This window comes from Streptomyces sp. NPDC007929 (assembly GCF_042959065.1).
Lineage (GTDB): Bacteria > Actinomycetota > Actinomycetes > Streptomycetales > Streptomycetaceae > Streptomyces.
Genome location: NZ_JBIBKD010000005.1, coordinates 584,884 through 608,135, shown reverse-complemented (window position 1 = coordinate 608,135; position 23,252 = coordinate 584,884). Strand labels below are relative to the sequence as shown.

Sequence of the window (23,252 nt, the reverse complement as noted above, 5' to 3'; positions counted from 1 at the left end):
CTTCGGGGTCGGTACGCACCGTCCCGTACGTACCGTAGTTGTCTGCCGCCTCTTCGAGGAAGGCGGTGCGCCGGGTCAGAACGGCAGGCCGGGAATGCCTCCGCCGCCCAGACCCTGCGCGAGGGGGCCCAGCTTCTGCTGCTGGAGCGCCTGCGCGTTCTCGTTGGCCGCCTGCACGGCCGCCACGACCAGGTCGGCGAGGGTCTCGGCCGTCTCTTCGAGGGTTGCGGCCTCGGGATCCACCGCCTTCGGGTCGATCTTCAGGGCGCGCAGTTCTCCGGCGCCGGTGACGGTGGCCGTCACCAGACCTCCGCCCGCCTGCCCGTCGACCTCCGTCTGCGCCAGTTCCTCCTGCGCCTGTGCCAGGTCCTGTTGCATCTTCTGGGCCTGCTGGAGCAGCTGCTGCATATTGGGCTGGCCACCACCGGGGATCACGATCAGCTCCTTGCTCGGTACGGGTTTTCCCGTTCGGCACGAGCCTACGTGGTCGGGGCTGCCGCCGCCCCAGCACTCTTTCGAGTGAGTCCCCCTCGCGCCCTATACCTGATCAAGGAATACTTCCGGGCGGAAAAGAGGCGAAAGCTACGTCTTCGCCACCCATTGGGAGGTAGGAAGGGTCGGGCGCGGGGAAGGCGCGGGCTTTCGTCCATCACGCAGCGTGATCGGTGAGTGAACCGTACGTGGTCATTCGTGGTCAGTGAGGAGTGCCGGGTGGGTCAGCCGGAGATGCAGCCCGAGGGGCCGCCTCAGGACGGACGGGGCGAGCAGGCGGCGGCCGGGCTGCGGCCGGGCGATCTGACCGGGCGGGTCTTCCCGCTCGGGGACTGGGGTGAGCCGGCGCTCCGGCTGGACGAGCTGTACCGGTGGGTGGAGCACGGGGCGCTGCGGACGGCGGCCTGGTACCTCGCGGACCGGGTGTGGAAGCGGCGGTGTGCGCGGGCGCTGCGCTGCGGGGCCGCGGTGGGGGCGGCCACCGGGGTCACCCTGCCTCTGCTGGACCTGACCGGGGTCGTGGGCGGGATCGCGCCCTGGGGGTGTCTGGCACTGCTCGTGGGGGCGGCGTGCGTGGCCGTCGACCGGTACTTCGCGGTGACGTCCGGCTGGATGCGGGACGTGGCGACCGCGCAGGCCGTGCAGCGGCGGTTGCAGGCTCTGCAGTTCGACTGGGCGGCGGAGAGTGTGCGGGAGGTGCTGGGGCCCGCGGAGGGGACGGCCGGGGAGGCGGCGGAGCGGTGTCTCGGGGTGCTGCGGAGGTTCTCCGAGGATCTGACGGAGCTGGTGCGGGTGGAGACGGCGGACTGGATGGGGGAGTTCCGGACCGGGGGGTCGACGCCGGCGGGGTTGCAGGCGGTGGTGTTCCCGGGGCCGGGGCGGGGGGCCGAGGTGGGGGTGAACGGGCGGTTCGCGGTGCCGCCGCCGCATGGGGCGGCCCGGCCGAACATGCCGCGGCAGCGGCCGCCGGAGCCGCGGTGAGCGTGTCGGTTACTGCTTCGTGTAGGTCAGGCGTTCGCCGCTGCTGGTGTTGACTCGTTCCAGCGTGCCGTCGGGCAGGAGGGTCACCTCGGTGGCCGCGCCGGGGGTGCAGGCGGTGCGGGGTTGCCCGACCTTCACGGTGGACGGGCCGATCGCCAGTGCGCCGCCGGTGCCGGGGGCCGCGGTCAACCGCCCCTCGAACACGCAGTGGTAATTGCCGCCCCCCTTCGTCGGGCCGTCGGCCACGAGGGAGAGGACCGTGTCGCCCGGTTCGCCCTGCCGGATGGTGAGCGAACGGCTGTGCTCCCCGTCGGCGTTGTCGATGGTCGTGGCCCAGGTGCCCAGGTACCCGGCCGGGATCGTGCCGTCCGCCGGGGACGGGGAGGGGCCCGGCTGCGAGGTCGTCGGGGACGGGCCCGGGGTGGTCGGCTGGGCGCTCGTGCCCTGCGTGGGACCGGGGCGGTCGTCGGCCCGGTCGTCGGCGCCGCCCTGCATCAGCGCGTACACCGACCCTCCGGCGGCGAGCGCCACGACCAGGGCGATCACGACGAGCAGCGCGGTGGAACGGCCGTTCCCCCGCGGCTGCTGCGGCTGCGGGGGGCCGTACGGCGGGGTCGTGCCGTACGGCGGCGGGCCGTAGGGCGGGGTGGAGCCGAGGCCGCCGTAGCCGGGGTGGGGCTGGGGATGCTGCTGGGGATAGCCGTACGCCGGGTACGGGGGCGGGGGTGTCTGCGGCTGTGACGGCGGGTGGGGGTGGGGCGGGGCGCCCGCGGGCGGGAGTTGCGCGGGCGCCGGGGGTGCGCCCTGCCCCGCGACCATGGTGGGCAGGTGGTTGACCGGCGGCCCCTCGCCCGGCCGGCCCGGCGGGGGCGGGACGGGCGTGACGCCGGGCGCCGCCGCGGAGGCCGGGCGCGGCGACGACGACTCGTCGGCGGCGGGGGCGTGTTCGGGAGTGGGCCCGGGACCGGAGCCCGGAATCATGCCGGGGCCAGAGCCCGGATTCGCTCCAGGACCAGAGCCCGGCTTCACGCTGTGGTCAGGACCCCCGCCGGAGCCCATGCCCCCTCCGGGTCCAGGGCCGGGATTCCCGTCGGAGCCGGGGCCCTGGGTGCCGCTGGGGCTTGTGCCGGGGGCGGGGGGCGGGTTCGTGCCGGGGTCGGGGGCCGGTCGTCCCGTGGGTGGTGTGGCGGCGCCGACCGCCCCCTCAGGATCCTCCGCGTCCAGCAACCGCACCGCGTGTCGCCCCAGTTGGGCCACCAGCGCGCTCGGTAGCCAGGGGTCGAGGGCGCGGCCGTCGGAGACGGTGTCGTCCGCGCCGGTGCGTTGCAGGACGCGGTCGAGGGAGGGGCGGGCGGCGGGGTCCTTGCGCAGGCAGTCGCGGACCAGGTCGGCGATGCCCTCGGGGACGCCGTCCAGGTCCGGTTCCTCCTGGGCGATGCGGAACATCAGGGCGTGCACGCCGCTGTTGGCGGTGCCGAAGGGCAGGGCGCCGGTCGCGGCGTAGGCGAGGACCGAGCCGAGGCAGAACACGTCGCACGCCGGGGTGATGCGGTCGCCCCGCACCTGCTCGGGCGCCATGAAGCCGGGCGATCCGACGAGCGCGCCGGTACGGGTGAGCCCGCCGTCCGTCACGGTCTCCAGGGCGCGGGCGATACCGAAGTCGATGACGCGCGGGCCGTCGATGGTGACCAGCACGTTGGACGGCTTGAGGTCACGGTGGACGATCCCGGCGGCGTGGATGTCCTTGAGCGCGTGTGCGAGCCCGGCCGCGAGGATGCGCACCGTCCGCTCGGGCAGGGCACCGTGGTCGTGGCCGACGACCTGCTGGAGGCTCGGCCCGGCGACATAGCCCGTGGCAACCCACGGCACCGCCGCCTCGGTGTCCGCGTCCAGCACCGGCGCCGTCCAGTACCCGCCGACCCGCCGCGCGGCCCGCACCTCCTGCCGGAAGCGCTCCCGGAACTCCTCCTGCGCGGCCAGTTCCTCGCGCACGAGTTTCACGGCGACCGTACGGCTCCGCTCCGAGCGGGCCAGATAGACGTGCCCCATGCCCCCCGCACCGAGCCGCGCCAGCAATCGGTACGAGCCGATCTGCTGCGGATCCCCGGGCCCCAGCTTCTCCATCGCTCAGCCGCCTTCCCCCCACACGTGAGCAACAGATCGAGAATAGTGCCGGGCCGGGGCGGGGTGGCCTGGGCGATGTCTACGGTTCCGTAACAGGCCAAGGCGGCTTCCCGGGCGGGCCCACCTGGTCCAGCACCGTCGAAAGACGTTCGAGCAGCCGTACCGCCTCCGCCAGCTCCGCTTCGCCGAAGGCCTCGGCCAGCCGGTCGGCGAACGCCGCGTGGCCGGGGTCGATGCGGGTGACCGCGGCACGTCCCTCGGCGGTGGGTGCGAGGAGCTTGGCCCGGCGGTGCGCCGGATTCGGCCGGTACTCCGCGAGCCCCCGCTCCACCAGCAGGTCGGCGATGCGCTGGACGCTCTGCCGGGTGATGCCCATGGCGCGGGCGATGCCGGAGACCGGCAGCGGCTCCCCGAGGACCGCGCCGAGCACCTGCCACCAGGCGGCGGTGAGCCCGGCGGGCCGGGCCAGTTCCTCCGCGACCGCGAGGAACTGGCCGTTGAGCCTGAACACCCCGAGGGCGCTGCGGCTGAACAGGTCCTGGCGCTCCCGGCTCACAGCGCCCCGGCCTTCTCCAGCACCCCGTAGGCCGCCGGGTCGGAGTCGTGGAACAGCCGGTACCAGGCGTCCAGCACCTCGCCCTCGTAGACGCCGAGGAGCCGGAGGATCTCCCGGGCGAAGGCGACCGGCTCGGTGGGACCGGCGGTGATCAGGGGGCCGTCGGTGACGGCGTCGGTCGCGATGTAGCGGGCGCCGCCCGCGTAGCCGGTGGCGGCCAGGTAGAAGGAGACCGCGCTGGTGTGGTCGCGGTCGTCGAGCAGGCCCTCGCGGGCGAGTCCGGCGGTGGCGCCGCAGATGGCGGCGACCGGGACGCCCGCGTCGAGGAAGGCCCTGGCCGTGCGGGCGAAGGGGGCGAGGTCGTCGCCGGTGTCCCAGAGGTCGGCGCCCGGCAGGATCAGCAGCGCGCTGTCCTCGGGACGCAGGTCCGCCAGGGCCAGGTCGGGCTGGATGCGCAGGCCGCCGATGCTCCGCACCGGGGCGGTGGCCGGGCCGACGGTGCGGATCTCGTGGCCGGTGCGGGCCAGCTGGGCCGTGGCGTGACCGGTCTCCCAGTCGGCCAGGGTGTCGTAGACGGCGAGATGGACGGGCTTGCCGGTGGTGGCGTTCATGACTTCTCCTCGATCCCCGTGCGCTTATGACAGCATTCTGTCGAGAAGGCAGCATGCTGTCAATACTCTTCCTCCCGCCCGTCCCGTCTGGACAACCTGTCGGGGGGCCGCCGCCGACTCCAGACAGGCCGCCGATTTCACCGCCCTCTCCCCCGCGCCTACGCTCGCCCGCATGACCCCTCAGCCGAACCCCGAAGCCGGTGCCGCCGTCAAGGCCGCCGACCGTGACCATGTGTTCCACTCCTGGTCCGCTCAGGAGCTCATCGACCCGCTCGCCGTCGCCGGTGCCGAGGGGTCGCACTTCTGGGACTACGACAGCCGGCGCTACCTCGACTTCTCCAGCGGGCTCGTCTACACCAACGTCGGCTACCAGCACCCGAAGATCGTCGCCGCGATCCAGGAGCAGGCCGCGAAGATGACGACCTTCGCGCCCGCGTTCGCCGTCGAGGCCCGTTCGGAGGCGGCCCGGCTGATCGCCGAGCGCACCCCGGGCGACCTGGACAAGATCTTCTTCACCAACGGCGGCGCCGACGCCGTCGAGCACGCCATCCGGATGGCCCGTCTGCACACCGGCCGCCCGAAGGTGCTCTCGGCGTACCGCTCGTACCACGGCGGCACCCAGCAGGCCGTGAACATCACCGGTGACCCGCGCCGCTGGGCCTCCGACAGCGGCACGGCCGGGGTCGTGCACTTCTGGGCGCCCTACCTCTACCGCTCCCGCTTCTACGCCGAGACCGAGGAGCAGGAGTGCGCCCGGGCGCTGGAGCACCTGGAGACGACGATCGCGTTCGAGGGGCCCTCGACGGTCGCGGCGATCATCCTGGAGACCATCCCGGGCACGGCCGGGATCATGGTCCCGCCGCCCGGTTACCTCGCCGGGGTGCGCGAGCTGTGCGACAAGTACGGGATCGTCTTCGTCCTGGACGAGGTCATGGCCGGGTTCGGGCGGACCGGTGAGTGGTTCGCGGCCGACCTGTTCGACGTCACACCGGACCTGCTGACCTTCGCCAAGGGCGTGAACAGCGGATACGTGCCGCTGGGCGGGGTCGCGATCTCCGGCGCGATCGCGGAGACGTTCGGCAAGCGGCCCTACCCCGGTGGTCTGACGTACTCGGGGCACCCGCTGGCGTGCGCCGCCGCCGTCGCGACGATCGACGTCATGGCCCGGGAGGGCGTCGTCGAGAACGCGGCCCGGCTGGGCGCCGACGTCGTCGGGCCGGAGCTGCGCGCACTCGCCGAGCGGCACCCAAGCGTCGGCGAGGTGCGCGGCGTGGGCATGTTCTGGGCGCTGGAGCTGGTGCGCGACCGCGAGACGCGGGAGCCGCTGGTGCCGTACAACGCGGCCGGTGAGGCGAACGCCCCGATGGCCGCCTTCGCCGCCGCCGCCAAGAAGGGCGGACTGTGGCCCTTCGTGAACATGAACCGCACGCATGTCGTGCCGCCCTGCAACATCGGCGAGGCGGAGCTCAAGGAGGGCCTCGCCGTGCTGGACGCCGCGCTGTGGGTGGCGGACGAGTACACCGGGTAAACACCTGTAAACCCGTCAGTAACCGGCATCCTCGCGTCCCGTTCGAACGCGTAAGGTGGCGTGCTCGTAGACATCCATGGAACGCGCATGGAGATCCATGGACGCGCACGCCACCCGAACGCGACGAGGGAGACGCCCTGACCATGCCCGCCAGCTCCGGCAACGGCGCCGTGACGCGCAGCACCCTGCGGCAGCAGATCGCCGACGCGCTTCGTGACGAGGTGCTGGCCGGGCGGCTCCAGCCGGGGCAGGAGTTCACGGTCAAGGAGATCGCCGAGCAGTACGGGGTGTCCGCGACGCCGGTGCGCGAGGCGCTCGTCGACCTCTCCGCGCAGGGGCTCCTGGAGGCCGTGCAGCACCGCGGCTTCCGGGTCCACGAGTACTCGGTGGACGACTTCCGCGGCATGATCGAGGCCCGCGGTCTTGTCATCGAGGGCATGTTCCTGGCGCTGACCGAGGGGCGGCCCAACGCCGTACGGCCGGACGATCCGCGGTCCGCCGCCGTGGTCGCCGGGGTCCGCAGGCGCGGCGAGGAGGCGCAGCGCGCCGCCGCCGCCGGTGATCTCACCGTCCTCATCGGCTACGACCTGCGCTTCTGGCGCGAGCTCGGCGCCTGCTTCGGCAACCCCTACCTCGCCGACTTCCTGCACCGGCTGCGCGTGCAGACCTGGGTGTGCGCGGTGCAGCACCTGCGGCGGCTCACCGATCTGCGGGGCGAGCTGTGGGCCGGTCACACCCAGCTGGTCGACGCGCTCATCGACCGCGACAACGACGCCGCCCGGGCGATCATCGCCGCGTACAACACGCACTCGCTCAGCCTGATCGAGCGGCTCGCCTCCCGTTGAGCCGAGTCGCCGCCGCCGGTCTGGGTATGGGACATGCACGGCGGGAGCCGTGACCGTGCCGCACCGCTACCCTTCTTGACCATCGTGCTACCCGACCACCGCGCTGAGCGAGGAGCCTTCTTTGGCCTGTGACCTGTGGCTGGTACCGCTCGTCGACGTGTTGTGCCACACGCCGGACAACCCCTTCGCCGAGGAACTCGCGCAATACAACAAGGTGCTCGCCGAGGCCGGTCTGCCGCCGGTGCCGGTGTACCAGTACATGCCGGGCCTGTCCGGCGAGGTCGCCCCGGTCGCGGGCTTCGACTACGACGCGCTGCACTTCCTGCGCCGGGCCTATCTGCTCCAGGTGTGCGGCCTGCCGGTGACGCCCGTGGACGAACTCGGCGGTGACTACGAGCAGTTGCTGGAGATGTTCGAGTCGACGGCCCAGCAGTCGCACCTGGTCTGGCACTACGACCACGCGGGCGCCTACGTCCCCGTCGACTTCCCCGGCCCGCTCGCCGACGACGCGCTCCTGGCCGGTGGCGGCCCGCTGGGCTCCTCGCACGCGCTGCTGCGGGAGCTGGAGGTGGTCGCCCCGGCCCTCGGCATCGACCCGGCGAACCCGCCGGCGGCCCCGCAGCCGCCGCTCGCCCCGACGGAGCTGGAGGAGCCCGCCGTGCCCGCCCCGTACGACCCGAGCCCGTTCGCCCGGGAACGGCACGTCTGGCTCGGGCTGCACGCGGCCGTGACCCGCAGTCTCGCCCAGGGGTCGATGATCGTCTTCAGCTGAGCCGCGGCTCAGCGTCCCAGCTGGGACAGGCCCTTCTGCACGTCCTCGGCGTTCATCACCGGGGTGTAGGTGATCTCCGCGCCGAGCTGGAGGAAGAAGGGCTCGCTGATGACCGGCATCTGCCAGCTCTCCTTCATGTCGAAGACCAGGTAGGCGGTGCGCTTGCCGTGGTCGGAGGTGAAGTAGGCCGCTTCGGGCTTGATCTGTTCCAGCGACTCCTGGATCAGCTTCGGCAGGGTTCCGTTCCGGATGGCCTCGTTGGCCTTCTCCGTGTCCATGGACGCCTTGAGCAGTACGCGCATCGTGGTCACCTTCTTCGGGTCGACGCACGCCGGGTTACGACTTCAGCGTATGCCCGATCCGGGCGACTCTCCCTGCGAAGGAACGCAGGCCGGCCCCCGTGGGCACGGGGGCCGGCCGGTGGACGCGGGGGCGGGTCAGAGGAAGGAGTTGATCTCGATCGTCTCGTCCCGGCCCGGCCCGACGCCGATCGCGGAGATCGGGGCGCCGGACATCTCCTCCAGCGCCTTCACGTACGCCTGGGCGTTCTTCGGCAGGTCGGAGAACGACTTCGCCTTGCTGATGTCCTCGGTCCAGCCCGGCAGCATCTCGTAGACGGGCTTCGCGTGGTGGAAGTCCGTCTGCGAGTAGGGCAGCTCCTCGACGCGCTTGCCGTCGATCTCGTACGCCACGCAGACCGGGATCTGCTCCCAGCCGGTGAGGACGTCGAGCTTGGTGAGGAAGAAGTCGGTCAGGCCGTTCACGCGGGTCGCGTAGCGGGCGATGACCGCGTCGAACCAGCCGCAGCGGCGGTCACGGCCGGTGGTGACACCACGCTCCCCGCCGATGCGGCGCAGCGCCTCGCCGTCCTCGTCGAACAGCTCGGTCGGGAACGGACCGGCGCCGACGCGGGTGGTGTACGCCTTGAGGATGCCGATGACCCGGCTGATCTTCGTCGGGCCGACACCGGCGCCGGTGCAGGCACCGCCCGCGGTCGGGTTCGACGAGGTGACGAAGGGGTACGTGCCGTGGTCGATGTCCAGGAGCGTGCCCTGGCCGCCCTCGAACAGGACGACCTTGTCGTCCTCCAGCGCCTGGTTGAGGACCAGGACGGTGTCGGAGACGTACGGCGCGAGCTTGTCGGCGTAGCCCAGCAGCTCCTCGACCACCTGCTCCACGGCGATCGCGCGCCGGTTGTAGAGCTTGGTGAGGACCTGGTTCTTGACGTCGAGGGCCGCCTCGACCTTCTGCGTGAGGATCGACTCGTCGTACAGGTCCTGCACGCGGATACCGACGCGGTTGATCTTGTCGGCGTAGGTCGGGCCGATGCCGCGCCCGGTCGTGCCGATCTTCCGCTTGCCGAGGAAGCGCTCGGTCACCTTGTCCACCGTCACGTTGTACGGGGTGATGATGTGCGCGTTACCGCTGAGGAGGAGCTTGGACGTGTCGACGCCACGCTCGTTCAGACCGCTCAGCTCGGAGAGCAGGACCGACGGGTCGACGACGACGCCGTTTCCGATGACCGGCGTACAGCCGGGAGACAGGATTCCGGAAGGGAGGAGGTGCAGTGCGTACTTCTGGTCACCTACGACCACCGTGTGGCCGGCGTTGTTGCCGCCCTGGTAGCGCACTACATAGTCCACGGAGCCACCGAGAAGGTCGGTGGCCTTTCCCTTGCCTTCGTCACCCCACTGAGCACCGAGCAGCACAAGTGCGGGCACGCGCGTACACCCCTTCCGGGCGGGGCATGTCCATGGTCGAGGGCGAACGCGCGGGATCGCAGGCGCGTACACCGCGACCGCCGTTGGCCGCCAACCGTCGGACCGGATGCCCCGGAATAGACGAAGCCCCTGGCGCAATAGCGCAAGGGGCTCTTGCACAAAGATGCTACCCGAGGAAGCGAGGCATGGCCGAGGTGGCGACTTCCGCGACGTCCGAGCAGTTGCTGGTGGTGGTCGACCCGGTCGCCCGCAGGTCGGACGGAGAGTCCGTCCGGATCGCGAAAGACGTGCTCGGAGCGGGTGCCGGCATCAAGCTGTGCCTGCCGGACGGGCCGGAGGAATTCGCCCGGGCGCTGGCCCGGCGGGGCTCGCGGCGACCGGTGGTGGTGGGCGACGACCGGGCCCTGATCCGCGCGGTGGCGCTGCTGCACCGGCACCGGGAGCTGGCCGGATGTGCCCTGTCGGTGGTGCCGGTCGGGGGCGCGCTGTCCCTGGCCCGGTCGCTGGGGGTGCCCACGGGCACGGTGGCGGCGGCCCGGGCGGTGCTCGACGGGGTCGAGCGGCGCATGGACCTGATGGTCGACGACAGCGACGGGGTGGTGCTCGGCGCGCTGCGGATACCGCCCCTGCGGCCCGCTGCGGCCGGGACGGTCCCGGAGGACCTTCCGGACGCGGACGGGACGCCGGGCCACCCGTGGCTGCGGACCTGCCAGTCCCTGGTGCGGACGCTGGTCCCGGCGGGCCGCCCTTCCCGGGTCGCCGCCGCGCCCGAGCCGGGGCCGTCCCGGCTGCGGGTCGAGGTGGACGGGGAGACGCTCGTCGACCTGGACCAGCCGGTGGAGGCCGTGTCGGTGGCACCGGTCACCGCGGGGGTCGCGTCGGTGGAGGTCAGGCCGGTGTCGGTGGGCGCGGAGGCCGCGCCGCTGCTCGCGCAGGGCCGAACGGTGACGGTGTCCGGGGCGCACTTCCGCTACCGCGCGGACACGGTGGTGTCGGGGCCGGTACGGACCAGGACGTGGGTGGTGCGGGAGGCCGCCTGGGGGCTGACGGTGCCGTCGGGGCGGTGAGCGGGACCGGACGACTTCTCCTGACGGTCTTCCGGTGCCAGGTCACCCGATCTCCACGGCCAGCCCCTCCAGCCCCCTGATCACGAAGTTCGGCTTCCGCTCGGGCTCCGCCGCCAGTCGCAGCGTCGGGGCCCGCTCCAGCAGCGCCCCCATCGAGGCGGCCAGTTCGATACGGGCCAGCGGGGCGCCGATGCAGTAGTGGATGCCGGCGCTGAAGGAGATGTGGGGGTTGTCCGCGCGGGTGAGGTCGAGGGCGGAGGGGTCCTGGAACACGGCCGGGTCGTGGTTGGCGGAGCCGAAGAGCATGGCGATCTCCGCGCCGCGCGGGATCGTCGTGCCGGCGATCTCGATCTCGTCCAGGACCCAGCGTTCGAACAGCTGGAGCGGGGTGTCGTAGCGCATCAGCTCCTCGATCGCGGAGGGGACGAGCGAGTGGTCCGCGCGCAGCAGCTCCAGCTGGGAGGGGTTGCGGAACAGGGCGTACCAGCCGTTGACGGTGGCGTTCACGGTGGCCTCGTGGCCGGCGTTGAGCAGCAGCACGCAGGTGGAGATCATCTCCTGCTCGGTGAGCCGGTCGCCCTCGTCGTGGGCCTCGATGAGCCCGGAGATGAGGTCCTCGCCCGGCTCCTTGCGGCGGGCCGCGATCAGCTCGCGCAGGTAGTCGGAGAACTCGACCGACGCCCGGACCGCCTTCGCCGCCGTGTCCTCGGACGGGCTCAGCTCGTACATCCCGCAGATGTCCGCCGACCAGGGGCGCAGCGGGGCCCGGTCGGACTCCGGGATGCCGAGCATCTCGGCGATCACCGCCACCGGCAGGGGCTCGGCGACGTCCTTCAGCAGGTCGCCGCCGCCCGCCTCGACCAGCGCGGACGCCAGATCGTCGGCCAGGCCCCGCACATACGGCTTCAGCCGCTCCACCGTGCGCGGGGTGAACGCCTTCGACACCAGGCGGCGGATCCGGGTGTGGTCCGGCGGCTCCAGGTCGAGCATCCCGTGGTCGTTGAGCGTGTGGAACGGCTCGTGCTCCGGCGCGGGCGCCGTACGGCCGAACTCCTCGTGCGTGAACCGGTGCTGGTACGTCCGGCCCAGGCGCCGGTCGCGCAGCAGGGCCGAGACGTCCGCGTGGTGCGGCACGAGCCACTGGTCCGTGGGCTCGAAGTACCGCACGCGGCCCTGGGCACGCAGTTCGGCGTAGGCGGGGTACGGGTCGGCGAGGAACGCCTGGTCCCACGGGTCAAATGCAGCCATGCCGGGACGCTAGCCCCCGAACCCCCTCTCTGACCAGGGGTGTTCCTTCACACGGTGGGGACACGACCGCGATGAACCCGCTACAACAAGATCGTTAAGCTGGTCCGGCCGTGTGAACGGCACGCGTCTTAACGAGGGAAGAAGTACATGACACAGCAGCGAGCCAAGCTCCGCACCCGCGTCCCCGCCCGTCTGGCCGCCTCGGCCATGCTGGCCCTGTCGCTGACCGCCGGTGCGGTCGCGGCCAGCGCCCCGGCCGCCACCGCCGCCGAGATGCCGTGCAAGCCCAAGGTCTACTACTACGTCTACAAGGGCAGCGGCGTGAACTTCCGCACGGGCGCCGGCACCGGCTACGCGTCCAAGGGCATCCTGCACAAGAACGACTGGGGCAAGAAGCTCGCCACCAAGGGCTCCTGGATCAAGCTGCGGCTCGGCACGAAGTCCAAGAGCGGCCTGGCCAAGGGCACCACGGGCTGGGTCTCCAAGTCGTACGTGAGCGACTGCACGCCGATGCAGCTGGACTGATCCGTCCTCGTCGCCCCGGGGCCGAGGGCCTGCGGGGCGACGTCCCCCGGCTGCCCGAGTCGACCGGGGCCGGGGCTATCCGGGCGTCACCAGCCGGGCCTCGTAGGCGAACACCGCCGCCTGGGTCCGGTCCCTGAGGCCCAGCTTGACCAGGATCCGGCTGACATGCGTCTTGATCGTCGACTCGGCGACCACCAGCCGCTCCGCGATCTCCGAGTTCGACAGGCCCTGCGCGATCAGCACGAGCACCTCCGTCTCCCGCTCGGTGAGATCGCCGTAGGCCGCCTGCGCGGAGGGCATCAGCCGCGGCTTCTCGGACAGCTTGGAGAACTCGGTGATCAGGCGCCTGGTCACCGAGGGCGCCAGCAGCGCCTCCCCCGACGCCACCACCCGCACCCCGTCGGCGAGCTGGCGGGCCGAGGCGTCCTTGAGGAGGAAGCCCGAGGCGCCCGCGCGCAGCGCCTGGTACACGTACTCGTCGAGGTCGAACGTGGTGAGCACCAGCACCTTCGCCGCGCCGTCGGCGGCGACGATCTCACGGGTCGCCTCGATGCCGTTCAGCTCCGGCATGCGGATGTCCATCAGCACCACGTCCGGGGCGAACTCGCGCACCTTGGCGACGGCCTCACGGCCGTTCACCGCCTCGCCGACGACCTCGATGTCCGGCATCGCGTTCAGCAGGACCGAGAAGCCTTCGCGCACCATCATCTGGTCGTCCGCGATCAGGACCCGGATGGTCATGCGTCGTCCCCGCCCGGCAGGGCGACCGGCAGGAACACCGTCACCTCGTATCCTCCGTCCGCCGTGCCGCCCGTCGTCATCTCTCCGGTCAGCATCGTCACCCGCTCCCGCATGCCCGTGATGCCGTGCCCGGCGCCGGGCGAGGGCTTGATGAGGCTCGGGTTGGGCGGAGGTCCGTTGACCACGCGCACCCCCAGGCCGCCGAGAACGTACCCGATCTCCACCCGCGCGGTGGCCCCCGGCGCGTGCCGCAGGGTGTTGCTCAGGGCCTCCTGCACGATGCGGTACGCCGACAGCTCCACCCCCTGCGGCAGCTCCCGCACCGCGCCCGTCACCGTCTTCTCCACGCCCAGCCCGGCCTCCCGGACATTGGCCAGCAGTGCGTCCAGGTCGGCGAGCGTGGGCTGCGGGGCGTCCGGGACCTCGTAGTCCTCGGCGCGGACGACACCGAGCACCCGGCGCAGTTCGGTCAGGGCCGCCACCGCGTTCTCCCGGATCGTGGCGAACGCCTTCTCCAGCTCCGGCGGCGGGTTCTCCACCCGGTACGGCGCGGCCTCCGCCTGGATGGCGACGACCGACATGTGGTGGGCGACCACGTCGTGCAGCTCACGGGCGATGGTGGTGCGCTCCTCCAGCAGGGTGCGGCGGGAGCGCTCGTGCGCCGTGACCGTCTGCTGGGCGGTGACCTCCTGCTCGGCGTGGCGCCGGATGTGCCAGACGGTGACGCAGAGCAGGATCAGGGCCGATATGACCAGCATGGCGGCGGAGTTGCTGCCGTACTGGTAGTAGGTCGGGCCGATGCCGGTGTCCGCGACGAGGGCGTACAGCGCCGTCAGCACCCACATCCACCCTGCGGTGCGCGGCCGGGTGCGTATCGCCACGACCGTCAGCACGGTCAGATGGCAGACGAAGCTGCCTGCGGCCCAGGGCCATTCCCCCCACCGGCTGCCGAGCGCGGAGGCGATCGGCGTGGAGACCATGGACGCCCAGAACGCTCCGACCGGGCGCACCATGGTCAGCAGCACCGGGATCACGCAGAGCAGACCGAGCAGCAGGGCCGGGCCGCCGGAGTCGACCGTGGAGAAGGCCAGGGTGATCAGGGCCGCCGCGATGATCACCGCGTGCGGGAGCCATGCCGCGTACTCCCGAAGCCGGCCCGGGAGCCGCCGGACGATCGGCCCGTCGGTGCGCCGGCCCGGCAGCGGCCGGTAGGCGAACGCGTCGTGGAGGAGGTCCTGCCTCAGGCCGCGCAGGGAGTCCACCGCCACCCGGTACTCGGGGCTGCGCGGCTTGGTCCCGCCCTCCGGCGGCGTGGTCTGCGTGTGAGTCGTCTCGGTCACGTACAGAACGGTATGCGCACCCCCGGGTCCCGGTCGTCCCCAGTGAGAGGGGTTCGCGGCCCTCCCTCTCAGGTACTACGGGGGCCGAGGGGAGCTCTCAGTACCCCGATGGCCGCACCAAGCCCGACTCGTACGCGAACACCGCCGCCTGGGTCCGGTCCCTGAGGCCCAGCTTGACCAGGATCCTGCCCACATGGGTCTTCACCGTCTGCTCGGCCACATGCAGGTGCCGGGCGATCTCCGCGTTCGACAGGCCCTGCGCGATCAGCGAGAGCACCTCCGTCTCCCGCTCGGTCAGGTCGCCGACGCGCTCCTTGAGCGGGGCGCGGGGCTTGCCCTCGAGCCGCGAGAACTCGGCGATCAGCTTGCGGGTGATGACCGGGGCGAGCAGTGCCTCCCCCGCCGCGACCACCCGGACCGCCTCGGCGAGCTGCTCCGCCGACGCGTCCTTCAGCAGGAACCCGGAGGCCCCGCAACGCAGCGCGTCGTACACGTACTCGTCGACGTCGAAGGTGGTGAGCACCAGCACCCTGATGTCCGGGTGCTCGGCCGTGATCCGCTCGGTCGCCTCGATGCCGCCGATGCCGGGCATGCGGATGTCCATGAGGACGACGTCGGGGAGGGTCTCGGCGACCATCTCGATACCGGCCTCGCCGGTCTTCGCCTCACCGACGACCTCTATGTCGGGCTGGACGCCGAGCAGCACGGTGAAGCCCTGCCGGACCATCGCCTGGTCGTCCACGATGAGAACCCGGATGGGATCACCGGTGCCGCTCGTCATGAGGTCCCTTTCCTGGGAGCCGTGGGGTGGTCGGGGTGGCCGAGGTGGTCGAGGTGGCCGCTGCGCAGGGCGTCGGTGCCCGGGGCGTCAGTGGGCGGGGCGTCAGTGGGCGGGGTGTCGGTGGGCGGGGTGTCGGTGGGCGGGGTGTCCGGGAGGAAGGCGGTGACCTTGAAGCCGTCCCAGTGCCACGGGTGCGCGGTCATCGTGCCACCGAGCATCGCGACCCGCTCCCGCATGCCGAGCAGCCCGTGCCCCGCCCCCGTCGACGGCGGAGGCGCCCCGGTCGGGCGGCCGTTGACTATCTCCACCTCCAGACCGTCCTCCTCGTACGTGAGGCAGACGGTGATGTTCGCGCCGGGTGCGTGCCGCAGGGCGTTGCTCAGCGCCTCCTGCACGATCCGGTACGCCGACAGCTCCACGCCGGGCGGCAGCGGGCGCCGCTCGCCCTTGATGTCGGTGACGACCTCGCGGCCGACGGCCCGGGTGTTCTCCACCAGCGTGTCGAGCCGGTCGAGGGTGGGCTGGGGGTTGCGTGGTGCGGTCCCGTCACCCGAGCCGTCGAGGAACTCCCCGGGCCCGGGGTGCTCCGAGCGCAGCACGCCCAGCACACGACGCAGCTCGATCAGTGCCTCCAGCGCGTTCTGCCGGATGCCCGCGAGATTCTCCCTGAGCTCGTCGGTCGGGTTCTCGACGAGGAGCGGGGCGACCTGCGCCTGGATGGAGATGACCGACATGTGGTGGGCCACCACGTCGTGCAGCTCCCGGGCGATGCGGCTGCGCTCCTCCAGCAGGGTGCGCCGGGTGCGCTCCTCGGCGGTGAGCGTGGTCTGCTCGACGAGCTGGGCGCGGGCCTCGCGGCGGCCGCGCAGGGCGCTGCCGAGTATCACGACGATCGTGACCAGGCAGACCGCGAGCAGACCGGTCGTGTCGTAGCGCCGCGCTCCCCACATGCTCTCCATGCCGTAGGTGAGCAGGGCGGTCACGAGCAGGGCCGTCATCGCCGCGCGCGTGGGCACGCGCAGCGCGAGCAGCAGCAGCACGAACATCTCGGCGATGATCCCGGCCGCGGTCCAGGGCCAGGTGTACGTGTCCGGGTCCCACCCGAGTTGGCCGTGCACCATGGTGGCGCCGAGGACGAAGGCCCCCAGGGAGAGCCACCACGCCGGGACCGGCCGCCACATCCCCAGGACCACGGCGCTGCCCTGCCCGCCCGCGACCAGCAGGGCCAGGCCGGATCGCAGATGTCCGTTGTCCGTCATGTCCCCCGCGCCGCCGACCGTAATGCCGAAGGCGGCCAGGCACAGCAGCCCGTGCGGCAGCCAGCGCAGCCAGGTGGAGGGGGGCAGCGGATCCGCCCTGACGGTCCACAGGTCTTCGCGCAGGGCCCGCAGCCAGCTCCTGACGCGCGCTCGCAGCACGCGGCCCACCCCCGTGTCCGTCACGCCGCTCAGCCTAGACATGTCGCGCCTCCACCGCTGTGCCCCGGTCGGACGGGCTGTGCGAGCGCACCACCCGCGACCCGCGGCCCCGGCCGCCACCGCCTCGCTCGAAGGAGCGAAAGGCGGCCCAGCAGACCGCGAGGGCCAGGGCGAACACGGGCAGCCACAGCAGCCGGACGCCGACCCAGCCGAGACCGTCGGGCGGGGTGTGCAGGCCGGGCAGCCGACCGGCGAGGAGGCCGCTGGCGGTCGTGGCCATCAGGGCCGTCTGGTGCCAGAGGAAGACGGTCATCGCGGAGAGGTTGACGAGCGCCACCGCCGCCCACACCACGGGCCGGCGCGCCACCTGCCGCAGACGCTCGCGCAGCAGCAGGGCGAGACCGCACTGGGCCAGGCCGAATGTGACGACCGCCAGCGACGGCGGGTCCAGGTTGGAGATGCCCCCGCCCGGGACGCCGACCATCGACGCCGGATAGCCCGCCGCCGCGACGAGCGCCGCGGTCGCCGCCGCCCCGGCCCCGAGCAGGACCCATCCCGCGCGGCGGCGCTCCAGCTCACCGCGGGTCCACGCGGCGCCGAGGGTGAAGGGCACCATCCAGCCCGCCGCCACGTTCACCCAGCCCCAGGACGGGCCGCCCAGGCCGAAGCGCAGCAGGTCGACATGGAGCACGACGGCCAGCGGCCAGAGCGGGCTGAGCCGGGTGAGCAGCGGGGTCGCGGCGGTGAGGCCCGCGAACACCAGGAGGAACCACAGCGGGGACAGGGCCAGTTTCACCAGCGTGCGGACCGTGCCGAACTCGGCGCCCGACAGCAGCAGCGCGAGCGCGGCCACCGTCCACAGGGTGAGGACGGCCGCGACCGGCTTGAACAACCGGGCCAGACGGCCCCTCAGCCACTGGTGGTACGGCACCCCCCGGGCCCGGGCCGAGGCGTATCCCCGGGTGGCGAGATGGCCCCCGACCAGGAAGAACACGGCGAGTGTCTGGAGCAGCCAGGAGATGGGCGCCAGCCAGGGCATGTGCTGCAGGGGGCTTGCCGTGCGCAGGGTGCGGCCGTCGGAGACCAGGGCGGTGACGAGCCAGTGCCCGAGGACGACGCCGAGGACGGCGACGGCCCGCAGTGCGTCCACGGCCCGGTCGCGGCCGGGCGGGGTGGCCGCGCCGATACGGTCGGCGCGGCGGAGCACGCCCTGCCGGACGACGCGTACGCCGATGTCAGTCATGGGTCACCGCCTTGGTCTCGCCCAGGACGATCCGGGCCAGGTTGGTCAGGGAGGTCGAGCCGGGCTTGAAGTAGTCGCTGTGGCCGCCGTCGCCCGCCGTGAAGACCCGGGCGCCGAAGGCCGGGGAGACGGGGTCGGTGCCGAAGCCGAGCGTGGTGCCGAACAGGTCCAGGTCGAGGTGCGGGACGTTCTCCACCCAGTCGTCACCGCCCCGGGCCGCCCAGACGCGGGCACGGGTGCGCAGGGCGGCAGCGGTGTCCGCGCCGGTGCCGGGGCTGCCGACGAGCGCGATATCGTCGACGTCGAGCCCGGCGGCGGCACGGCCGCAGACGACCGAGCCGTAGGAGTGGCAGAGCAGCGCGATGCGCGCTTCGCCGCCTGATATCGCCCGCAGTTCGGCGACCAGGGCGCGCAGGTGCGGGGCCGCCTGGTCAGCCCTGCCGGTCGTCGTGACGGTCGTGCTGACCGTGCCCGGCGTCTCGTAGCCCAGCCAGGCCACGACCGCGGTGCGGGTGCCCGCCGGGGCCTGCCGGGTGAGCTGCCGGTGCAGGGCGGAGGCGGCCGCGTGGAACCGGTCGTAGGTGTCGAGGCCGGTGTCGGAGCCGGGGACCAGGACGGCGACGCGGTCGGCCCGGGCGAGGTCGCCGAGGACCTCGGTCACCCGGCCGGAGCCGCGGCCGTCGAAGTGCAGCAGCTGCCGGGTGGGGGCGGCCAGACGGTGGTCCGTCGCGGCGCGGCTCCGGTCGTGGTGATCGGCGGCCATGCGGGACGCCTCGGCGGCGTTGGCCCGGTTGGCGGCGTAGGCCGCGTCGAGCGTCGCCGCGTCGAGGGGTGCGAGGGAGGCGGGGGCCGGGGCGGGGATGTCCGGCCGCACGGCGGCGGAGAGGGGCAGGACGACGGCGCCGGTGACGAGGGCGGCGAGCAGGGCGCGACGCCATCGCCCGGCACGGCGTGTGCCACCGACGCGATGTGTGCCGTCGGTACGGCGTGCGTCGGTACGGCGTGTGCCGCCGACGCGGCGTGTGCCCTCGGTACGGCGTGCGTCGTCGAGACGGCGTGTGCCGCCGACGCGGCGTGTGTCCTCGGTACGGCGTGCGTCGTCGAGACGGCGTGTGTCCTCGGTACGGCGAGCGTCGTCGACGCGGCGTGTGCCCTCGGTACGGCGGTGCTTCGATACGAACCCGGGCCCCATGGTCGCCCCCTCCAGCGCGCCCGACCATCGGGTCTGCATGGATGGGAAGTTACGGAGCGGGGGACCTCGTCCGCGTCACGCCCGGGAACTCATCTGCCGCGTAGCTCTCAGGTACTACGGGTATGACCGGGTGCCCCTCCTACGGCTACGCCGGTACGACGGGCGCCGGCCTCGAAGAGCGTTGCTCACCAGGCCAGTTGTGCGATCTCCTCCACGACCACCGCGCACGCGTCCGCCGCCGGGTCGATCAGCGGGAAGTGCCCCACGTCCTCCAGCAGGGTCACCCCGACCATCTCCCCGGCCTTCGCCGCCGCCTCCGCGTACGACTCGGCGACGGCCTGCGGCACATCGAGGTCGGTGCGGCCCTGGACGAGGGTGGTGGCGATGCCGGTGGGCAGCAGCAGCGCCGGGTCGGCGTGCGGCCGGCGTTCCGCGAAGTGCTCGTCGCCGCCCAGGAGTTGACGCGCGGCGCCGCCGCACACGTCCAGCTTGTCGGCGATCGCGAAGTCGGCGATCGGGGCGAGGGCGACGACACCGCGCAGCGTCGCCGGGCTGCCGCCCCACCAGGGCGAGCCGGCCGGCAGGACGTGCCGGGCGGCGCCCCACAACGCGAGATGCCCGCCCGCCGAGTGTCCGGTGAGGACCGTACGGCGCGGGTCGGCCTGCGGCAGCAACTCCCGGACCAGCGCCGGGAGGGCGTCCAGGGCGGCGGCGACGTCGTCGAAGGTGTCGGGCCAGCGGCCCGCGACGGAGTCGTCGGCGTCGCCGCGCCGGTACTCGGCACTGGCCACGGCGAACCCGCGGCGGGCGAGGAAGTCCGCGAAGGGGCTGATGTGGCGCCGGTCGTAGGGGGCCCGCCAGGCACCGCCGTGCAGGACGAGGACGACCGGGGCGGGCCCGGGGCCCCCGGCGCGGCGCGGGGCGAAGAAGTCGATCACCTGGTCGGGGTGGTCGCCGTAGGCCGCGGTGGCGTCGGGGTCGACGGGCGCGTGGGAGAAGGCCGACTTCTCCTCGGCAGCGGCCCGTGCTGCTGCGACGTCGTCCGTCATGCTCCAACCTTCCAGCGAGTGGCCGTACGCGGCCGCCCAGTTGGGGGTCGGCCGTTGGCCGGGACGGTACCAGGCGGGTGACATGCCCGGACATGCGGATGTCACGCTCGGTGAAGCCCACACGGACTCCACACGGCCGGGCCGGAACACCGCACCGGCACAACGGGACCGGGGCAGCACACCGGCACAACGGGACCGGGGCAGCACACCGGCACAACAGCACCGGGGCAGCACACGGGCACCACAGGACCGGGACACCACAGTCGTCCCGGCACCACGGGACCGGAACACCACAGGCGGTCCGGCCCCGCCCCCGCTCAAGCCAGCGTCTCCCCCAGTACCCGTGCCGCCCGCTCCACGTCGGCGAAGCCGACATACAGCGGCGTGAAGCCGAAGCGCAGTACGTCCGGGGCCCGGAAGTCGCCGACCACGCCCCGCTCGATCAGGCGCTTCATGACGTCGCCCGCGTCGGCGCAGCGCAGCGCGATCTGGCTGCCCCGCTCCTCGTGCGGCAGCGGCGTCACGCACTCCACCCGGCCCTGGGGCACATACGCCGCCACGCACTGAAGGAAGAAGTCCGTCAGCGCGAGCGACTTGGTCCGCACCGCCTCGACCGACACCCCGTCCCAGACCTCCAGGGCCGCCTCCAGGGCGAGCATGGAGAGGATGTCGGGCGTGCCGACCCGGCCGCGCAGGGCACCGGGGGCCGCCTCGTACTCACCGCGCATCCCGAACGGCTCGGCGTGCGAGTTCCATCCGGGCAGCGGTGAGTCGAAACGGTCCTGCAACTCCCGCCGCACATACAGGTAGGCGGGTGAACCGGGCCCGCCGTTCAGGTACTTGTACGTGCAGCCGACCGCGAGATCCACGCCGTGCTCGTCCAGCCCGACCGGCAGAGCGCCCGCGCTGTGGCACAGGTCCCAGACGGCGATCGCGCCCGCCTCGCGCACGGCGGCCGTCAGCCCGGGCAGGTCGTGCAGCCGGCCGGTGCGGTAGTCGACGTGGTTGAGCAGGACCGCGGCGGTGCGCTCGCCCAGCGCGTCCGGCACGTCGGCCGGTGCCACGGGCCGCAGCGTGCGGCCGGTCATGCGGGCGGCGGACTCGGCGATGTACCCGTCGGTGGGGAAGGTCGTCGCGTCGACGAGGACTTCGTCACGGACCTCGTCACGGCCCTCCCCGGCCATCCGCACCGCGCCCACGAGCGCCTTGAAGACGTTGACACTGGTGGAGTCGCCCACGACGATCTGCCCGGGCGCGGCCCCGACCAGCGGGGCGATCCGGTCGCCGATCCGCTCGGGCGCCGTCCACCAGCCGCTCTCCTCCCAGGACCGGATGCGCAGCTCGCCCCACTGGCGGCGTACGACGTCCGCCACCCGGCCGGGCACCGCGGCGGGCAGCGCGCCCAGCGAGTTGCCGTCGAGGTACACGACGTCGTCGAGTACGAACTCGGCGCGCCGGGGCGCCAGTTCATCGAGTGCGTCCAGCTTCTCCGCGACGATGGCCAGGTCGTCAGACATAGGACCGCGCCGTCCACAGCTCGGGGAACACGTTCTTCCGCGCGCGCTTCTCCAGCCAGGCCACCCCGGCCGAGCCGCCCGTGCCGGTCTTGGCGCCCATCGCGCGGCGGGTGGCGACCAGGTGGTCGTTGCGCCAGCGCCACACCAGCTCGGCGACATCGCTCAGCGCCTCGCCCAGCCGGGCGACCTCGTCGTTCTCGTCGCCCGAGTAGACGGCCGTCCAGGCCGCCTCCACCTCCGGCGACGGCTCGTAGCGCTGGGAGACGTCGCGCCGCAGCACGGCCTCCGGAACGGCGTGCCCGCGCCGCGCCAACAGCCGTACGACCTCGTCGTACAGGCTCGGCTCGTGCAGTGCCTTCTCCAGCTCGGCGTGCACGCGCGGTGCGCCCCGGTGCGGGACGAGCATGGACGCGGACTTGTCGCCGAGCAGGAACTCCATGCGCCGGTACATCGCCGACTGGAAACCGGAGCCCTCGCCGAGGGCGCTGCGGTACGAGTTGAACTGGGCCGGCGTGAGCTGGGCCAGCGGCTTCCAGGAGTGGTTGAGCGCCTCCAGCTCGCGGACGGACCTCTTGAGCGCGTGGATGGCGGTCGGGATGTCGTCACCCCGGAGCGCGCCTGCCGCCGTCTCCCACTCGTGGACGATGACGGTGAACCACAGCTCCATGACCTGGGTCGTCACCAGGAAGACCATCTCTCCGGGATCGTCGGAGAGGGTGTGCTGGAGGTGGGTGAGTACGTCTGCCTTGACGTAGTCCTCGTACGGCGTCGTGCCGTGGAAGTCGAGATGCGGGGTCTCGGGCTCGTGAGCCTCGTGGGACATCGCTGTCTCCTGCGTATAACTCCGGGTAGCGGTCCGCCCCTGCCGAATCCGACACGGGGGCCCCGGTCCCCGAGGGCATCTTGCGCAATCGTCCCCCGAAACCGCAAGGCCCGCCTTTCGGGGACGGGCCTCGCGTGCACGGACCGTGTCTCAGCCCAGGACCTGCGCCGCCGTCGGCGAGGAGTCCTTCAGGAACTGGGAGCAGCGCTCGTACTCCTCCTGCTCGCCGATCGCCTGCGCGGCACGGGCGAGGGCGTGCAGGGCCCGCAGGAAGCCGCGGTTCGGCTCGTGCTCCCACGGCACCGGGCCGTGGCCCTTCCAGCCGCTGCGGCGCAGCGCGTCCAGACCGCGGTGGTAGCCGGTGCGGGCGTACGCGTACGACTCCACGGCGGCGCCGCGCTCGAACGCCTCGTCGGCGAGCTGCGCCCAGGCGAGCGAGGAGGTGGGGTGTGCGGCGGCGACTTCGACGGGCGAGGCACCGGAGGCGAGCATCTCCCGCGGCCCGGGGTCGTCGGGGAGGTGGGTCGGGGGCGGGCCCCCGAGAAGGTTCTCGTGAATGGACATGCCCCCAAGTCTGCGCCATCCCGGCCGGCCGCGGGCACCGGTCCCGCTCAGCCTCAGCCAGAACACCGGCAACCCCAGCCTCAACCAGAACAGCGGCAACCCCAGCCTCAGCCA

At 72.7% G+C, this 23,252-nt stretch carries 23 protein-coding genes; 6 read left to right on the top strand and 17 right to left on the bottom strand.

The window, feature by feature from the left end:
• Positions 1-75: 75 nt before the first annotated feature.
• Complete coding sequence (locus tag ACFZDE_RS20190; RefSeq protein WP_391201188.1) at positions 76-435, bottom strand: YbaB/EbfC family nucleoid-associated protein; 360 nt, start codon at positions 433-435, stop codon at positions 76-78.
• Between the two features lie 276 nt (positions 436-711).
• Here ACFZDE_RS20190 and ACFZDE_RS20185 point away from each other — a divergent pair, with 276 nt between their 5' ends.
• Positions 712-1,473 (top strand): SLATT domain-containing protein, encoded by a 762-nt coding sequence (locus ACFZDE_RS20185; protein ID WP_391003502.1) that lies wholly within the window; start codon positions 712-714, stop codon positions 1,471-1,473.
• Between the two features lie 9 nt (positions 1,474-1,482).
• Here ACFZDE_RS20185 and ACFZDE_RS20180 read toward each other — a convergent pair whose 3' ends face one another.
• The 3 genes from ACFZDE_RS20180 to ACFZDE_RS20170 form a co-directional block, all read right to left on the bottom strand.
• Positions 1,483-3,597 carry a protein kinase gene (locus tag ACFZDE_RS20180; protein ID WP_391201186.1) on the bottom strand — a complete coding sequence of 705 codons (2,115 nt, stop codon included), beginning with the start codon at positions 3,595-3,597 and terminating at the stop codon, positions 1,483-1,485.
• A gap of 79 nt (positions 3,598-3,676) precedes the next feature.
• Positions 3,677-4,153 carry a MarR family transcriptional regulator gene (locus ACFZDE_RS20175; protein ID WP_391201184.1) on the bottom strand — a complete coding sequence of 159 codons (477 nt, stop codon included), beginning with the start codon at positions 4,151-4,153 and terminating at the stop codon, positions 3,677-3,679.
• Positions 4,150-4,764: a DJ-1/PfpI family protein gene (locus ACFZDE_RS20170; protein WP_391201182.1), complete on the bottom strand. Its 615-nt coding sequence runs from the start codon at positions 4,762-4,764 to the stop codon at positions 4,150-4,152. Before ACFZDE_RS20170 ends, ACFZDE_RS20175 begins: the two co-directional genes overlap by 4 nt.
• A gap of 172 nt (positions 4,765-4,936) precedes the next feature.
• On the opposite strand from ACFZDE_RS20170, the gene ACFZDE_RS20165 reads away from it, so the two are divergent.
• From ACFZDE_RS20165 to ACFZDE_RS20155, 3 genes are all read left to right on the top strand, one after another.
• Complete coding sequence (locus ACFZDE_RS20165) at positions 4,937-6,292, top strand: aminotransferase class III-fold pyridoxal phosphate-dependent enzyme (protein ID WP_391201180.1); 1,356 nt, start codon at positions 4,937-4,939, stop codon at positions 6,290-6,292.
• Between the two features lie 143 nt (positions 6,293-6,435).
• Positions 6,436-7,137, top strand: a complete 702-nt coding sequence (locus tag ACFZDE_RS20160; RefSeq protein WP_391003492.1) for a GntR family transcriptional regulator — start codon at positions 6,436-6,438, stop codon at positions 7,135-7,137.
• Between the two features lie 121 nt (positions 7,138-7,258).
• Positions 7,259-7,909, top strand: a complete 651-nt coding sequence (locus ACFZDE_RS20155) for a hypothetical protein (RefSeq protein ID WP_030846270.1) — start codon at positions 7,259-7,261, stop codon at positions 7,907-7,909.
• A gap of 8 nt (positions 7,910-7,917) precedes the next feature.
• Here ACFZDE_RS20155 and ACFZDE_RS20150 read toward each other — a convergent pair whose 3' ends face one another.
• Together ACFZDE_RS20150 and ACFZDE_RS20145 are read right to left on the bottom strand one after the other, a co-directional pair.
• Positions 7,918-8,211, bottom strand: coding sequence for a hypothetical protein (locus ACFZDE_RS20150; RefSeq protein ID WP_391003489.1), 294 nt, complete (start codon positions 8,209-8,211; stop codon positions 7,918-7,920).
• Between the two features lie 135 nt (positions 8,212-8,346).
• The gene (locus tag ACFZDE_RS20145; RefSeq protein ID WP_391201178.1) at positions 8,347-9,630 is read right to left on the bottom strand and encodes an adenylosuccinate synthase; all 1,284 of its coding nucleotides are present in this window, start codon (positions 9,628-9,630) and stop codon (positions 8,347-8,349) included.
• 185 nt (positions 9,631-9,815) lie between these two features.
• Between ACFZDE_RS20145 and ACFZDE_RS20140 the strand changes: the two genes are divergently transcribed.
• Positions 9,816-10,697, top strand: coding sequence for a diacylglycerol kinase family protein (locus ACFZDE_RS20140; RefSeq protein ID WP_391201176.1), 882 nt, complete (start codon positions 9,816-9,818; stop codon positions 10,695-10,697).
• A 42-nt stretch (positions 10,698-10,739) separates the two neighbouring features.
• Here ACFZDE_RS20140 and ACFZDE_RS20135 read toward each other — a convergent pair whose 3' ends face one another.
• On the bottom strand, positions 10,740-11,945 hold the full coding sequence (locus ACFZDE_RS20135; protein ID WP_391201174.1) for a cytochrome P450: 1,206 nt from the start codon (positions 11,943-11,945) through the stop codon (positions 10,740-10,742).
• Between the two features lie 147 nt (positions 11,946-12,092).
• Here ACFZDE_RS20135 and ACFZDE_RS20130 point away from each other — a divergent pair, with 147 nt between their 5' ends.
• Positions 12,093-12,470: an SH3 domain-containing protein gene (locus ACFZDE_RS20130; RefSeq protein ID WP_391003481.1), complete on the top strand. Its 378-nt coding sequence runs from the start codon at positions 12,093-12,095 to the stop codon at positions 12,468-12,470.
• Positions 12,471-12,545: 75 nt separating this feature from the next.
• Here the strand turns inward: ACFZDE_RS20130 and ACFZDE_RS20125 are convergent, their stop codons facing one another.
• The 10 genes from ACFZDE_RS20125 to ACFZDE_RS20080 all read right to left on the bottom strand — a co-directional run bounded on the left by ACFZDE_RS20125 (position 12,546) and on the right by ACFZDE_RS20080 (position 23,138).
• A complete protein-coding gene (locus tag ACFZDE_RS20125) occupies positions 12,546-13,211 on the bottom strand; it encodes a response regulator transcription factor (RefSeq protein WP_356652701.1) in 666 nt (221 codons plus the stop codon).
• Entirely contained in the window at positions 13,208-14,551 is a 1,344-nt protein-coding gene (locus tag ACFZDE_RS20120) for a histidine kinase (protein WP_391003478.1), read from the bottom strand. Before ACFZDE_RS20120 ends, ACFZDE_RS20125 begins: the two co-directional genes overlap by 4 nt.
• 97 nt (positions 14,552-14,648) lie before the next feature.
• Complete coding sequence (locus ACFZDE_RS20115) at positions 14,649-15,332, bottom strand: response regulator (protein WP_391003476.1); 684 nt, start codon at positions 15,330-15,332, stop codon at positions 14,649-14,651.
• Positions 15,329-16,792: a histidine kinase gene (locus ACFZDE_RS20110; RefSeq protein ID WP_391201172.1), complete on the bottom strand. Its 1,464-nt coding sequence runs from the start codon at positions 16,790-16,792 to the stop codon at positions 15,329-15,331. Before ACFZDE_RS20110 ends, ACFZDE_RS20115 begins: the two co-directional genes overlap by 4 nt.
• Positions 16,785-17,993, bottom strand: a complete 1,209-nt coding sequence (locus ACFZDE_RS20105) for an acyltransferase family protein (protein ID WP_391201170.1) — start codon at positions 17,991-17,993, stop codon at positions 16,785-16,787. The genes ACFZDE_RS20110 and ACFZDE_RS20105 overlap by 8 nt, the downstream gene beginning before the upstream one ends.
• Positions 17,986-19,224: an alpha/beta hydrolase gene (locus ACFZDE_RS20100; RefSeq protein WP_391201168.1), complete on the bottom strand. Its 1,239-nt coding sequence runs from the start codon at positions 19,222-19,224 to the stop codon at positions 17,986-17,988. Before ACFZDE_RS20100 ends, ACFZDE_RS20105 begins: the two co-directional genes overlap by 8 nt.
• Before the next feature lie 146 nt (positions 19,225-19,370).
• Entirely contained in the window at positions 19,371-20,234 is an 864-nt protein-coding gene (locus ACFZDE_RS20095) for an alpha/beta hydrolase fold domain-containing protein (RefSeq protein ID WP_391201166.1), read from the bottom strand.
• 317 nt (positions 20,235-20,551) lie between these two features.
• Complete coding sequence (gene kynU, locus ACFZDE_RS20090; protein ID WP_391201164.1) at positions 20,552-21,751, bottom strand: kynureninase; 1,200 nt, start codon at positions 21,749-21,751, stop codon at positions 20,552-20,554.
• Positions 21,744-22,574 (bottom strand): tryptophan 2,3-dioxygenase family protein, encoded by an 831-nt coding sequence (locus tag ACFZDE_RS20085; RefSeq protein ID WP_391003464.1) that lies wholly within the window; start codon positions 22,572-22,574, stop codon positions 21,744-21,746. Before ACFZDE_RS20085 ends, kynU begins: the two co-directional genes overlap by 8 nt.
• A gap of 150 nt (positions 22,575-22,724) precedes the next feature.
• On the bottom strand, positions 22,725-23,138 hold the full coding sequence (locus ACFZDE_RS20080) for a DUF3151 family protein (protein WP_391003462.1): 414 nt from the start codon (positions 23,136-23,138) through the stop codon (positions 22,725-22,727).
• Between the last annotated feature and the right edge of the window lie 114 nt (positions 23,139-23,252).